The sequence below is a fragment of the Streptomyces sp. NBC_01363 genome, assembly GCF_026340595.1.
Taxonomy (GTDB): Bacteria; Actinomycetota; Actinomycetes; order Streptomycetales; family Streptomycetaceae; genus Streptomyces.
Genome location: NZ_JAPEPF010000001.1, coordinates 646,374 through 658,692, shown reverse-complemented (window position 1 = coordinate 658,692; position 12,319 = coordinate 646,374). Strand labels below are relative to the sequence as shown.

The following is a 12,319-nucleotide window of genomic DNA, read 5'->3' as shown; positions in this document are numbered from 1 at the left end:
CCCGGGCGGCTTTGCCGGAGAGCGGCGGCGATACTGAGTCCATGAAGCTCAGCCGCCCCGTCTCCTGGTTCCTGCTCGCCTTCGGGGTGTGGAGCTGGTTCATCTGGATCACTTTCGTCAAGAACCTGTGGAAGGACGGCAGCGGACTCGCCTTCGACGACGCGGGTGACCCGACTGCGTACTTCTGGGTGCATCTGCTGCTCGCCATCACGTCCTTTCTCCTGGGGACGGCTGTCGGTGTGATCGGGTTCCGTGGCGTCAGGGCCCTGCGCCGCGAACGCGCATAGCAGGCCGTACGACCGGCGGGGGAGGACAAGTGGCAGTGGTCGGTCTCGCGGTGATGGTGATCGTGGTGCTCGCACTACTCGCCGGTGTGCACCGCTATCTCTGGCGCCGCCTCGTCGGTGACACGACGGCCGAGGGCGGCGTCCTGCGCACGGTCGGCACGGTGGCCGCGTTCGTCCTGCCCCTGCTGAGCATCGGCGCATTGGTCTCCGGCCGCACCGGTGCGGCCTTCTGGCTCCAGCGGGTGCTGGCCTGGCCGGGCTATCTGTGGCTGGCCGCCGTGCTGTACCTGACGCTGGCGCTGCTGGTGGGGGAGGCGGTACGGCCGGTTCTGCGCCGGGTGCTCGCGGGCCGGGCGAAGGGCGCGGACGTGGCGTCAGCGGACGACGCATCCCCGGCAGATCGCCCAAACAGTGCAAATCCCTCTAATCTCTCCTCGGGTGCCGAGGCTTCCGCTCCACCGGTTCCCGGTGGAGCCGCACCGGCCACCCTCGTCGCCGACGCCCCCGCCCCGCACCGCCCCGACGCCCCCACGCGGCGCCTGTTCGTCGCCCGCGCCGTCGGCGGTGCCGCCGCGGTCGCGGGGCTCGGCACGGTCGGCTACGGCACCTACGGGGTGCTGCGGGGGCCGCGGGTCAAGCGGATCACCGTCCCGCTCGCCAAACTGCCGCGCTCCGCGCACGGCTTCCGGATCGCCGTCGTCAGCGACATCCACCTCGGTCCGATCCTCGGCTGCGCCCACACCCGGCGGATCGTCGACACGATCAACCGGACCCAGCCGGATCTGGTCGCCGTCGTCGGGGATCTCGTCGACGGAACCGTCGCCGACCTCGGGCCGGCCGCGGAGCCGCTCGCCCGGCTGAGTTCCCGGCAGGGGAATTTCTTCGTCACCGGTAATCACGAGTACTACTCCGGCGCCGCCCAATGGGTCGACCAAGTGAGGGAATTGGGCCTTCACCCACTGGAGAACGCCCGGGTCGAGATCGGCGGATTCGATCTTGCGGGCGTCAATGACGTCGCCGGGGAGAGCGAGGGGCAGGGCCCCGACTTCGACCGCGCGCTCGGCGACCGGGACCGTACCCGCGCCGCCGTCCTCCTGGCCCATCAGCCCGTCGTCATCCATGACGCCGTCGCCCACGGCGTGGACCTCCAGCTCTCCGGTCACACCCACGGCGGCCAGCTCTGGCCGGGCAACTACATCGCAGATCTGGCCAATCCCACGGGCGCCGGGCTCGACCGGTACGGCGACACCCAGCTGTACGTATCGCGGGGCGCGGGCGCCTGGGGTCCGCCCGTACGGGTCGGTGCACCCTCCGACATCACCGTCGTGGAGCTTGCTTCACTCCGGGCGTGACTCTCCGTCGACGACAGGTTCCGGACGTCCAGATGCACCCAAGGTTTCAACTGTCGAACAAAAGGCTATGAGTCACAGTTTTGCTCTTCCAGATGTGAAATTCGTGTGATTGGCTGATCGTGAGCATGCGGTGATGTGCGGATCTGAGCACAATGCCGAGGTGGGGCTGGTAAGGGAGAGCACGTCAATGCGGTCGGTCCGGCTACGGATTCTCGCGATTCTCGCGGTTTTGGTCATCGCAGGCGTCGTCGCCTGGCAGTTGCTTCCTTCGGACGAGGTGAAGAACGACCCGGTCGCGGTCGGCACGACCGACGTGGTCACCTCACTCGACCCTGCGGGTGCGTACGACGCGGGTTCTTGGGCGATGTACAGCAACATCTACCAGTCCCTCATGACGTTCAAGTCCGGGGCGATCGTCCCCGAACCCGACGCCGCCGAGAGCTGCGGTTTCATCGGCCAGAAGCTCCAGACGTACCAGTGCAAGCTGCGCGACGACCTGACCTTCTCCAACGGCCGGAAGATCACGGCCGACGACGTCAAGTACTCCATCGAGCGCATGATCAGGATCAAGACGGACGTCGGTCCGTGGATCCTGTTCCCGAGCCTCAAGAACGTGGTGGCCGACGGCCGCACCATCACGTTCAACCTCTCCTCGCGCGACGCGACCTTCCCGCAGAAGCTCGCCACCGGAGCCGGTTCGATCGTCGACCGCGAGTCGTACCCGCCGAACAAGCTCCGCAAGGGGAACACCGTCGACGGCTCGGGCCCGTACCTGCTGAAGTCGTACCGGGCGGGCGAGATCGCCGAGCTGGTCCCCAACCCCCTCTACAAGGGTGCGCTGAGCAAGACCGGTGTCCCGGTCACCGTTCACTACTACAAGAAGTCGGACGAACTCCAGGCCGCCTGGAAAGCCAAGCAGCTCGACGTCACGCACCGCGAACTGCCGCCGGCCACGCTCGCCGAGCTGAACCCCGGCGACCCCGACCTGCGCGTCACCGAGGCGGACAGTGCCGAGATCCGCAACCTCGTCTTCAACGTCCGGCCGAGCTCTCCGCTGGCCGACAAGAGGGTCCGGCAGGCCATCGCCTCGATCATCGACCGCGGGCCGCTGGTGAGCGGTATCTACAAGGGCACGGTCGAGCCGCTCTACTCGCTGATCCCGCAGGGCTACATCGGGCACAGCACACCGTTCTTCGACGCCTACCCCTCGCCCGACCCGGAGCGCGCCAAGAAGCTGATGAAGGACGCCGGCGTGCAGACGCCGCTGAACATCAGCTTCGGCTACCGCGGCGGCGACGAGACGTACGCCAAGGAGACCGCGGAGCTCCGCCGCCAGCTGGAGGCCGACGGGCTGTTCAAGGTCACGGTCCACGCCGTCGACTGGATGAAGTTCCAGAAGGAGTACGCGGCCGGCAAGTACGACGCGTACACGGTCGGCTGGCTCCCCGACTACCCGGACTCCGACACCTTCAGCCAGCCGCTGGTCGGCCGCGACAACAGCCTCCACAACGGCTACTCCAACAAGAAGGTGGACAGCCTGATCGGCTCCACGCTGCAGTACAGCGACCGCGGGCGCACCGCGGCCGACTTCAAGGAGCTCCAGGCGCAGGTGGGCGAGGACGTGCCGCTGGTCCCGCTGTGGCAGAAGAAGGACTACGTCGTCAGCACGACGGACGTCTCCGGCTCGCAGTACCTCTCGGACGGCACCGGCCTCTGGCGGCTCTGGGAACTGAAGCGGATCTGACGGTCCTGGGGTCCTGACGGTCTGCCGGACCGGACACGGGGCGGTCGCACCGGCGCTGCCGGGCGGTCGCCCCGCCGCGTTCCTAGTCCGATGCGCCGGACCCGGCCCGGCCCCCGGGCTTCGTGGTGCCGGGGAGGAATTCCTCCAGCACGTCGTGGATCTGGCGCACCAGCGGCCGCAGCACCCGGAACCGGGAGAGCGCGATGGCGCGGGCGCCGATCGGGGCGGAGCGCTCGACCAGGCGGCGGCTGCGCGCGGTGTGCTCCGTCCGGTCGTACACCCAGTACAGCACCAGGCCCATCTGCATCAGCCACATCAACTGCGGCAGCAGCTCCGCCAGTTCGGGGTCGGTCTTGGTGTCCGAACCGGCCAGGCACCGCCGGTGGATGGAAATCGCCGCCTCGCGGGCCGCGACCGACTCCGCCGAGAACGGGCTGAGCGGGCTCTCCGGGTCGGCGGCGTTCTTGAAGAACTGGGCGGCGAAGCGGTGGTACGGCTCCGCCACGTCCAGCCAGGTGAGCAGGACCCCGCGCATGCGCACCGCGAGGTCCCGGTCGCCGTCCAGGACCGGCTGCACGGCCGCCGCGTGCTCGGCGGCGAGCCGGTCGTAGAAACCCTGGACGAGGTGCTCCTTGTTCGTGAAGTAGTAGTAGGCGTTCCCCACGGAGACGCCCGCCTCCTGGGCGATGGCCCGCATCGTCGTCTTGTCGTAGCCGCGTTCCTGGAAGAGCCGGAGCGCCGTTTCGAGGATGAGTGTGCGGGTCTGCTCGCTCTTGGGAGCCTTGACTTCCTTCACGTCCTTCGCTTCCTTCACCACAGCCCCGAGGGTATCCGGCCCGGTCAGCCCTCGGATCCGGGGACCGTGCAGGCACCGTCCCCGCTCCCCTCGCCGCACGGCGGAGCGGTCAGGGACCGGTACTTGGCGGCGGCGAGCACGGTGGCTCGGGCGAACGGGCGGCCCGCCGGGGTGGTCAGCCAGTGCGCCCTGGGCCGGTGCTCGGCCAGCGCCCAGAGGCAGACGATCCACGCGGAGGTCCCGCGGTAGATCTGCCCCCGGTCGCCGATCACCGTGATCTCGTCCAGCGTCCCGGCGTGGTCGAGCCCGGGGAAGCGGCGACGTGCCTCCCCGGAGGCCGCCGGGACGAGGTCGAGCGGGACGAGCTGACGCTGCTTCATCAGCCACTGCCGCAGATGGAGGCAGAGCGAGCACCGCGCGTCGTACAGCACCGTGAGGCGTTCGACGGAGAGCCGCTGCCCGCCCGGTCCGTCCGTCATGGCGCTCAGGCCCTCGGGGCGGGCGCCGCCCACGGACCGTTGCCCGGTCCCGTCCAGCCCTGCGGGGCCACGGGCGGGGTCTGCTCACGCTCCATCAGACCGCGGCGGCGGATCTTGTTGAGCACATAGACATTGCCGAGGTGCATCACACCGAGGACGAGCAGGACGACGCCGAGCTTCACCGACAGTGCCTCGAAGAGCCCGCGGGCGTCGGTGACGCCGTCGGAGTTCCTCAGGTAGAGAGTGACGAAGCCCAGGTTGACCAGGTAGAAGCCGACCACCAGCAGATGGTTGACGGCATCGGCGAGTTTCTCGTTCCCGTGCAGCACATCGGCGAGGAACACCTTGCCGTTGCGGCTGAGCGTGCGCGCGACCCAGACGGTCAGCGCCACGCTGATCAGCAGGTAGATGACATACGCGACAACAGTGAGGTCCATGCCCCACCCTCCCTTGAACGCGTTCAAAAGCTGTTGTCATGGACTGTAGACCTGCTTTTGAACATGTTCAAGCCGGGGTCGCGGCGACGTGCTCCGGCTGCCTGCCCGGCGTCCCGAAGCGCCGTACGCCCGGTACCGCCGCCGTCCCCAGGCAGGCCGCGCCGACCGCCACCGCGGCCACGGTCAGGGGCACTTCGGCGCCCCAGGCCGAGGCCGCGAGCGGGGCCAGGGCGTAGCCGAGCGGCATCGCGCCGAGGGAGAGCAGCCAGTCGTACGAGGTCACCCGGGCCAGGGCGTGTGCCGGTACGGCGGACTGGACCGAGGTCTCCCAGACCGGGCCGAGGAAGCCGAGGCCGGCCTGGGCGACGCCGTACGCGGCGATGGTGAGCGCGACGGGTGCGTGGGCGGCCAGCAGGCCGAGCGGCAGGGCGTACGTGGCGAGCCCCAGGTTGGCGACCAGGACCGGGCGGCGGGGGCGGGCCCGGCCGGCCAGCAGGGAGCCGAGGAGCAGCCCGACCGCGCCGGTCTGGAGGAGGGCGACCCAGACGCCCTTGCCGCCCAGCTCCCGGACGAAGAGCGCCGGTCCGACCGTCATCAGGACGGCCGCCGCGCCGTTCCAGGCGGCGTGCGCGATCAGGCTCGTCCAGTACCAGTCACGGCCGCGGACCTCGCCCCAGCCCTCCTTGAGGTCGCTGAACAGCGAACGCCGCGGGATGGGTACGTGCCGGACCTCGATGGCGGACAGCAGTGCGGCGCTCACCGCGAAACTGGCGCCGTCCAGCACGAAGGCCCAGCCCGGACCCGCGGTGAGGATCAGCGCACCGGCGAGGGCCGGTCCGCCGAGCCGGGTGGAGCTGCCGACGACCGCCATCAGCGAGTTGGCGCGCAGCAGCCCGGACTCCGCCACGGTGCCGCGGATCAGCGGCGAGACGGTCGGCATCGCGAACGCCCCGGCGGCGCCGCCGATCGCCTCGGCGAGGGCGATCTGCCAGAGTGCCGGGTCGCCGCCGAGCAGCTCGGCGCCGACGAAGAGCTGGGTCGCGCACCGTACGAGATCCGTGGTGAGCGCGACCGTACGGGCGTTGAAGCGGTCGCCCACGACGCCGCCCAGCGGCAGCAGGAGCAGCTTGGGGACCATCGCGCAGCCGAGGACCAGGGCGAGCGCCCCGGTCGAGCCGGTGGCCAGATAGACGGCCAGGGAAAGGGCGGTGGGGATGACGGCGTCGCCGAGGAGCGAGAGGGTGCGTCCGACGAAGAGCAGGCGGAAGGCGCGTGTGCGCAAGGGGTGCGGCATGCGCGAGAATCTATTTCGGTACCGAACTATTCGTCAACGAAATATCTGGTTCCGAAGGGTAGTTGAGGGCCGGGCGTAGGCTTTCCCCATGGAGCGACGCGACTGGACCGACGGACATGTGGAGCGCTGGAAGCCCGTGCTTCCCGGCCTCGATCCCGATGTCGAGGGTGCGGTGACCCGCATGAAGAAGCTCTCCGTCCATCTGCGCCGGGTACGCGAACAGTCCCTGGTCGACTTCGACCTGGACCGCCAGGAGTTCGACACGCTCCACAAGCTGGCCGGACGCGGCGGGAAGGCGGCCCCTTCCGAGCTCGCCGCCGACCTCGACCTCGCGCCCGCCTCCGTCACCGGTCGGCTGGACGCGCTGGAGCGGCGCGGCTTCGTCCGCCGCACGCCCTCCACCACCGACCGCCGACGGGTCGACGTGGAACTCACCGACGAGGGCCGTTCGACCTGGCTGGGCGCGATGGACGTCCTCGGCCACGAGGAGTACCGGCTGCTCGGCGTCCTCGACAAGGACGAACGCACGCTGCTCAACGACATGCTGCGGCGCGTCATGGTGGTCGCCGAGGACCGGGGCGGCGCCGCCTGGGACTGAGCCGGGAGCGCTCAGCGCGTCCCGTCGGCCGCGCCGGTCGCCTCGCCGGGGTCGGTGACGAGGGAGTCGGCCAGCTCCGCCCGCAGCTCGTCCAGGTCCTTCGCGAGGATGCGGCCGAGCGTCTCGTTCCACCGCCGGGCCGCCTCCTCCACCGAGGACCGGAAGCCGCGGCGCAGCGGCACGCCCGCCGGCAGCAGCGCGAACGCGGCGCCCGGCCGCAGATGACGGCCCTTCACCGGGGCGAGGCCGGGGACGGCCCGCCCGTCCGGCAGCACGATCTCCCGGCCCCGGGCCCGGGTGGACTCGGCGAGATCCCGGACCGACGAGGCGTACGCGTCGACCAGTTCACGGTCCGGCGCGACGACGGTGACGGTGTGGCGGGGGCGGGCCGTCGGCGAAGGCCGTCAGATGCTCATCGCGCGGGCCGTGTTGAGCTGGGCCATCACCATGGGGAAGGTGTCGGGGCCGACCGCCGGGATCATCGTCGAGTGGTGCCGCCCGCCGCTGGTCACCGAGACCTGGACGAAGCCGGTCGTCCGCTTCTCCTTCATCAGGAGGAACAGCAGACCGACCAGACAGAACAGCGCGAAGACGATCGCGAGCACGATCCCCACCGTCGGGATCTTCTCCTCGGTGCGCGTCAGGTCGGTGGCCGTCCACACCGCGCCCTTGAGCGGCATCGGACCGGCCGGAGTCACGATCTGGTCCTGCATGACCGCGATGTCACCGAACGTCAGGACCGGCATACCGGCGCCCATCGGGGCGCCCGGCTGCTGCGGGAAGCCGTGACCGGGCATGGTCGGCTGGGCCGCGACGCCCTGGGGGTAGCCGTAGCCGGGGCCGGGCTGGGCCGCGGACTCGGGCAGCGGCTGCGGGTAGCCGTACGCGGGGGTGGCCGGGCCGGGGTGCCCCTGGCCGTCCGCGACGGTGGGCGGATTGCCCGGCTGCTGGGGAGCCGGCCCCCACTTGTATGAGTCGTCCGCGTACGGATTCGGATCGCTCAACGTTCCCCGCTCTCGATCAAGCCTGTGCGCCCCGGCCCTGCTGCGCCGGTGGCGAACCGGTGCCCGGTTCCGCACGACCGTACCGCCAAGACCCGGACGGCGCAGCAAGAGGCCCCGCTCCCCGCAGTGTTCCTGCGGAGAACGGGGCATCGATGCGGCTGTTGTGCCGGTGGGGGTCAGAAGCGGCGCGTGATCAGCGCCCGCTTGACCTCCTGGATCGCCTTGGTGACCTCGATGCCACGGGGGCAGGCGTCCGTGCAGTTGAAGGTGGTGCGGCAACGCCACACCCCGTCACGGTCGTTGAGGATCTCCAGGCGCTGCTCGCCGCCCTCGTCGCGCGAGTCGAAGATGAAGCGGTGCGCGTTGACGATCGCCGCCGGGCCGAAGTACTGGCCGTCGTTCCAGAACACCGGGCACGAGGACGTGCACGCGGCGCAGAGGATGCACTTGGTGGTGTCGTCGAAGCGCTCGCGGTCCTCGGCGGACTGCAGACGCTCACGGGTCGGCTCGTTCCCCTTGGTGATGAGGAAGGGCATGACGTCGCGGTACGCCTGGAAGAACGGGTCCATGTCGACCACGAGGTCCTTGAGGACCGTGAGGCCCTTTATGGCCTCGACCGTGATCGGCTTCTCCGGGTTGATGTCCTTGATCAGCGTCTTGCAGGCGAGCCTGTTCTTGCCGTTGATCCGCATCGCGTCGGAGCCGCAGATGCCGTGCGCGCAGGACCGGCGGAAGGTCAGGGTGCCGTCCGTCTCCCACTTGATCTTGTGAAGGGCGTCGAGCACACGCTCCTTCGGGTCGATCGAGATCTGGAAGTCCTGCCACTGGACCTCGTCGGAGACCTCGGGGTTGAAGCGGCGGATCCGGAGGGTGACCGTGATGTACGGGGAGGCGGCGGACTCCGCCTCGACCTTGTCCAGAGTCGGGGTTGCCATCAGTACTTACGCTCCATCGGCTGGTAGCGGGTCTGGACGACCGGCTTGTAGTCGAGCCGGATCGACTCGGTGCCGTCGGCCGAGACCTCGCGGTACGCCATGGTGTGGCGCATGAAGTTGACGTCGTCGCGGTTCGGGTAGTCCTCGCGGTAGTGACCGCCGCGGGACTCCTTGCGGGCCAGCGCGGAGGTCGCCATGACCTCGGCCAGGTCGAGCAGGTTGCCCAGCTCGACGGCCTCCAGGAGGTCCGTGTTGAACCGCTTGCCCTTGTCCTGGATGGACACGTCGAGGTAGCGCTTGCGCAGCTCGGCGATCTTGTCGACGGCCGTCTTGATGGTCTGCTCGGTGCGGAACACCATCACATTGGCGTCCATGCACTCCTGCAGCTCCGTGCGGATCACCGAGACCCGCTCGGTGCCCGTCGAGTTGCGCAGCCGCTCGATCTGCTCCTCGACCATCTGCGCCGGGTTCTCGGGAAGCTCGACGAAGTCGTTCTTCACGGCGTACTCGGCGGCGCCGATGCCCGAGCGGCGTCCGAAGACGTTGATGTCGAGCAGCGAGTTGGTGCCCAGCCGGTTGGCGCCGTGCACGGAGACGCACGCGACCTCGCCGGCGGCGTACAGGCCCGGGACGACGGTGGTGTTGTCGGCCAGCACCTCGCCCTCGACGTTGGTCGGGATGCCGCCCATGGCGTAGTGCGCGGTCGGCTGGATCGGGATCGGGTCCGTGTAGGGCTCGATGCCGAGGTACGTACGCGCGAACTCGGTGATGTCCGGGAGCTTGGCGTCCAGCTGCTCCGGCGGCAGGTGCGTGAGGTCGAGGTAGACGTGGTCGCCCTCGGGACCGCAGCCGCGGCCCTCACGGATCTCCGTGTAGATGGAGCGGGACACGACGTCACGGGACGCGAGGTCCTTCATGACCGGCGCGTACTTCTCCATGAAGCGCTCGCCGTCCTTGTTGCGGAGGATGCCGCCCTCACCGCGGGCGCCCTCCGTCAGCAGGATGCCCATGCGCCAGATGCCCGTCGGGTGGAACTGGAAGAACTCCATGTCCTCCAGCGGCAGGCCCCGGCGCCAGGCGGCGGCCTGGCCGTCACCGGTCAGGGTGTGCGCGTTGGACGTCACCTTGAAGAACTTGCCGGTGCCGCCGGACGCGAAGATGATCGACTTCGCCTGGAAGACGTGGATCTCACCGGTCGCCAGCTCGTACGCGACGACGCCGGCGGACTTCTTGACCCCGTCGACGTCCTGGAGCAGCAGGTCCAGGACGTAGAACTCGTTGAAGAACTCCACACCCTCCTTGACGCAGTTCTGGTACAGCGTCTGGAGGATCATGTGGCCGGTGCGGTCCGAGGCGTAGCAGGACCGGCGGACCGGGGCCTCGCCGTGGCTACGGGTGTGACCGCCGAAGCGGCGCTGGTCGATGCGGCCCTCGGGCGTGCGGTTGAACGGCAGGCCCATCTTCTCCAGGTCGAGGACGGCGTCGATGGCCTCCTTCGCCAGGATCTCGGCGGCGTCCTGGTCGACCAGGTAGTCGCCGCCCTTGATGGTGTCGAAGGTGTGCCACTCCCAGTTGTCCTCCTCCACGTTGGCGAGCGCGGCGGCCATGCCGCCCTGCGCGGCGCCCGTGTGGGAGCGGGTCGGGTACAGCTTCGTGAGCACGGCGGTACGGCTGCGCTTCGTGGACTCGATGGCCGCGCGCATGCCGGCGCCGCCGGCGCCGACGATGACGGTGTCGTACTTGTGGATCTGCATGATTTCCTCTGGTCCCTCTGGCCCGGCGCCTAGCGGATGTTCGGGTCGAAGGTGAAGATCACCAGCGTGCCCAGCAGGACGGTGAACACCGTGGCGGTGTACAGCAGCATCTTCAGCCAGAAACGGGTGTTGTCCCGTTCGGCGTAGTCGTTGATGACCGTACGGAGACCATTGGCGCCGTGCAGCATGGCCAGCCACAGCATCGCGAGGTCCCAGAGCTGCCAGAACGGCGAGGCCCAGCGGCCCGCCACGAAGGCGAAGCCGATCTTGGAGACACCGCCGTCCAGCACCAGCTGGATCAGCAGGTGGCCCAGGACCAGGACGACCAGGACGATGCCCGACAGGCGCATGAAGAGCCAGGCGTACATCTCGAAGTTGGTGCGCGAACCCTTGGGGGTCTTGCCGGTCCGCTTGCGCGGCGGCTCGATGACCGGGGCCGGGTTGTCGACGTCGTACAGGCTGACGCCCTCGACGGAGCCGATCGCGGCGGAGGACTCGGTGGACATTGGCCTCAGCTCCCGAATACTTCGCGTACGGCGTGGCCGAGGACCGGGTACAGCGCCCCGACCATCAGCACGACCCAGATGCCCACGACCGACCAGAGCATCTGCTTCTGGTAGCGCGGGCCCTTGGCCCAGAAGTCCACGGCGACGATACGGAGACCGTTCAGCGCGTGGAAGAGAATGGCGGCCACCAGGCCGTATTCGAGGAGCGCGACGATCGGCGTCTTGTACGTGGCCACGACGTCGTCGTAGGCCTCGGGGGAGACGCGGACGAGAGCGGTGTCCAGGACGTGTACGAACAGGAAGAAGAAAATGAGGACACCGGTGACTCGATGAGCCACCCAGGACCACATGCCTTCCCGGCCGCGGTACAGCGTTCCAGCCGGCACGGAAGAACCCTCCGGGAGCGGGGATTGGGGTCGGCCGGCTTGACTGTCGGTCTGACCCGGCCGGGTACGGTCCACCGGCCCCGGCCATCGTAGCGACGGTTTGTCGGTTCGTTCGCGCGGGGGCCCGCGGTGTGATCAAAGTGGCAATCAAACAGGCACGGACGGGCTAGAAAAGGCTGCTCGCCCCATTCGTCGAGCCCGTTCCGTTATGAACCCGATACCAGCTCGATGATGCGGCCCCGGGCGAGTCGGCGCATCTCGTCGGCGGTGACCACCCGTTCCTGGTCGAATTCGTGGCCCAGTCTGGCCCGGATCCCGGCGAGCACCTGGTCCGGCTGTTCGGCCGGCTCCAGTCCGTCCACGCACATCACGAAGACATGGCCGAAACGGGACTCGTACGCGGCGTGGGCGGCCCGCAGCGCGAGATGGGCGGAGTGCGGCGCGGCGTGGTGCAGCCCGGGGGAGACCTCGACGGCGAGCGCCTCGGCGAGATCCGCCGGGCACAGGTCGTAGCCCGCCTCGTCGGCCGCGGCCAGCAGTGCGTCCAGGTCGGGATAGGGGCGGTGGGCGGTCAGCCGCTGTGCCCAGCGGTGGCTTCCGCAGCAGTCCAGCAGCGCCGCCTCGGCCTCGGCGGGCGGCACGGTGTTGAAGCGGTCGAGGCCCGGGGCGTGTGCGGCTCCGGAGCTCTGGACGGGTACGGCCGTCCGGGTGGCCGGTTGCCGCAGTTGCTCCGGGAGGCCGGCGTGG

At 69.4% G+C, this 12,319-nt stretch carries 15 protein-coding genes; 4 read left to right on the top strand and 11 right to left on the bottom strand.

Annotated elements, in window-relative coordinates:
* Positions 1–41: 41 nt before the first annotated feature.
* From OG611_RS03005 to OG611_RS02995, 3 genes are all read left to right on the top strand, one after another.
* On the top strand, positions 42–287 hold the full coding sequence (locus tag OG611_RS03005) for an SCO4848 family membrane protein (RefSeq protein WP_093549020.1): 246 nt from the start codon (positions 42–44) through the stop codon (positions 285–287).
* Positions 288–316: 29 nt separating this feature from the next.
* The gene (locus tag OG611_RS03000) at positions 317–1,639 is read left to right on the top strand and encodes a metallophosphoesterase (RefSeq protein ID WP_266415242.1); all 1,323 of its coding nucleotides are present in this window, start codon (positions 317–319) and stop codon (positions 1,637–1,639) included.
* Positions 1,640–1,826: 187 nt separating this feature from the next.
* Complete coding sequence (locus OG611_RS02995) at positions 1,827–3,383, top strand: ABC transporter substrate-binding protein (protein WP_266415241.1); 1,557 nt, start codon at positions 1,827–1,829, stop codon at positions 3,381–3,383.
* 82 nt (positions 3,384–3,465) lie between these two features.
* Here OG611_RS02995 and OG611_RS02990 read toward each other — a convergent pair whose 3' ends face one another.
* The 4 genes from OG611_RS02990 to OG611_RS02975 all read right to left on the bottom strand — a co-directional run bounded on the left by OG611_RS02990 (position 3,466) and on the right by OG611_RS02975 (position 6,389).
* A complete protein-coding gene (locus OG611_RS02990; protein ID WP_266415240.1) occupies positions 3,466–4,200 on the bottom strand; it encodes a TetR/AcrR family transcriptional regulator in 735 nt (244 codons plus the stop codon).
* Positions 4,201–4,223: 23 nt separating this feature from the next.
* Positions 4,224–4,658, bottom strand: a complete 435-nt coding sequence (locus OG611_RS02985; RefSeq protein WP_266415239.1) for a thiol-disulfide oxidoreductase DCC family protein — start codon at positions 4,656–4,658, stop codon at positions 4,224–4,226.
* A 5-nt stretch (positions 4,659–4,663) separates the two neighbouring features.
* Complete coding sequence (locus OG611_RS02980) at positions 4,664–5,095, bottom strand: hypothetical protein (protein WP_266415238.1); 432 nt, start codon at positions 5,093–5,095, stop codon at positions 4,664–4,666.
* Positions 5,096–5,162: 67 nt separating this feature from the next.
* On the bottom strand, positions 5,163–6,389 hold the full coding sequence (locus tag OG611_RS02975) for an MFS transporter (protein WP_266415237.1): 1,227 nt from the start codon (positions 6,387–6,389) through the stop codon (positions 5,163–5,165).
* Positions 6,390–6,477: 88 nt separating this feature from the next.
* Here OG611_RS02975 and OG611_RS02970 point away from each other — a divergent pair, with 88 nt between their 5' ends.
* Positions 6,478–6,987: a MarR family winged helix-turn-helix transcriptional regulator gene (locus OG611_RS02970; protein WP_266415236.1), complete on the top strand. Its 510-nt coding sequence runs from the start codon at positions 6,478–6,480 to the stop codon at positions 6,985–6,987.
* 11 nt (positions 6,988–6,998) lie between these two features.
* On the opposite strand, the gene OG611_RS02965 is transcribed toward OG611_RS02970, so the two are convergent.
* The 7 genes from OG611_RS02965 to OG611_RS02935 form a co-directional block, all read right to left on the bottom strand.
* Entirely contained in the window at positions 6,999–7,262 is a 264-nt protein-coding gene (locus OG611_RS02965) for a hypothetical protein (protein WP_266415235.1), read from the bottom strand.
* Positions 7,263–7,391: 129 nt separating this feature from the next.
* On the bottom strand, positions 7,392–7,991 hold the full coding sequence (locus OG611_RS02960; protein WP_266415234.1) for a hypothetical protein: 600 nt from the start codon (positions 7,989–7,991) through the stop codon (positions 7,392–7,394).
* A gap of 176 nt (positions 7,992–8,167) precedes the next feature.
* Entirely contained in the window at positions 8,168–8,926 is a 759-nt protein-coding gene (locus tag OG611_RS02955) for a succinate dehydrogenase iron-sulfur subunit (RefSeq protein WP_266415233.1), read from the bottom strand.
* Positions 8,926–10,680, bottom strand: a complete 1,755-nt coding sequence (gene sdhA / locus OG611_RS02950; RefSeq protein WP_266415232.1) for a succinate dehydrogenase flavoprotein subunit — start codon at positions 10,678–10,680, stop codon at positions 8,926–8,928. Before sdhA ends, OG611_RS02955 begins: the two co-directional genes overlap by 1 nt.
* 29 nt (positions 10,681–10,709) lie before the next feature.
* The gene (locus tag OG611_RS02945; RefSeq protein WP_266415231.1) at positions 10,710–11,186 is read right to left on the bottom strand and encodes a succinate dehydrogenase hydrophobic membrane anchor subunit; all 477 of its coding nucleotides are present in this window, start codon (positions 11,184–11,186) and stop codon (positions 10,710–10,712) included.
* A gap of 5 nt (positions 11,187–11,191) precedes the next feature.
* Positions 11,192–11,572 carry a succinate dehydrogenase, cytochrome b556 subunit gene (gene sdhC, locus OG611_RS02940; protein WP_072486591.1) on the bottom strand — a complete coding sequence of 127 codons (381 nt, stop codon included), beginning with the start codon at positions 11,570–11,572 and terminating at the stop codon, positions 11,192–11,194.
* 206 nt (positions 11,573–11,778) lie between these two features.
* Positions 11,779–12,297: a 2-oxo-4-hydroxy-4-carboxy-5-ureidoimidazoline decarboxylase gene (locus OG611_RS02935; protein ID WP_266425481.1), complete on the bottom strand. Its 519-nt coding sequence runs from the start codon at positions 12,295–12,297 to the stop codon at positions 11,779–11,781.
* Between the last annotated feature and the right edge of the window lie 22 nt (positions 12,298–12,319).

What these genes read in the sequence shown, in the direction of transcription:
- OG611_RS03005 (WP_093549020.1), top strand. Translation starts at nt 42, where the DNA reads ATGAAGCTCAGCCGCCCCGTCTCCTGGTTCCTGCTCGCCTTCGGGGTG.
- OG611_RS02995 (WP_266415241.1), top strand. Translation starts at nt 1,827, where the DNA reads ATGCGGTCGGTCCGGCTACGGATTCTCGCGATTCTCGCGGTTTTGGTC.
- OG611_RS02985 (WP_266415239.1), bottom strand. Translation starts at nt 4,658, where the DNA reads ATGACGGACGGACCGGGCGGGCAGCGGCTCTCCGTCGAACGCCTCACG.
- OG611_RS02980 (WP_266415238.1), bottom strand. Translation starts at nt 5,095, where the DNA reads ATGGACCTCACTGTTGTCGCGTATGTCATCTACCTGCTGATCAGCGTG.
- OG611_RS02975 (WP_266415237.1), bottom strand. Translation starts at nt 6,389, where the DNA reads ATGCCGCACCCCTTGCGCACACGCGCCTTCCGCCTGCTCTTCGTCGGA.
- OG611_RS02970 (WP_266415236.1), top strand. Translation starts at nt 6,478, where the DNA reads ATGGAGCGACGCGACTGGACCGACGGACATGTGGAGCGCTGGAAGCCC.
- OG611_RS02955 (WP_266415233.1), bottom strand. Translation starts at nt 8,926, where the DNA reads ATGGCAACCCCGACTCTGGACAAGGTCGAGGCGGAGTCCGCCGCCTCC.
- sdhA (WP_266415232.1), bottom strand. Translation starts at nt 10,680, where the DNA reads ATGCAGATCCACAAGTACGACACCGTCATCGTCGGCGCCGGCGGCGCC.
- OG611_RS02945 (WP_266415231.1), bottom strand. Translation starts at nt 11,186, where the DNA reads ATGTCCACCGAGTCCTCCGCCGCGATCGGCTCCGTCGAGGGCGTCAGC.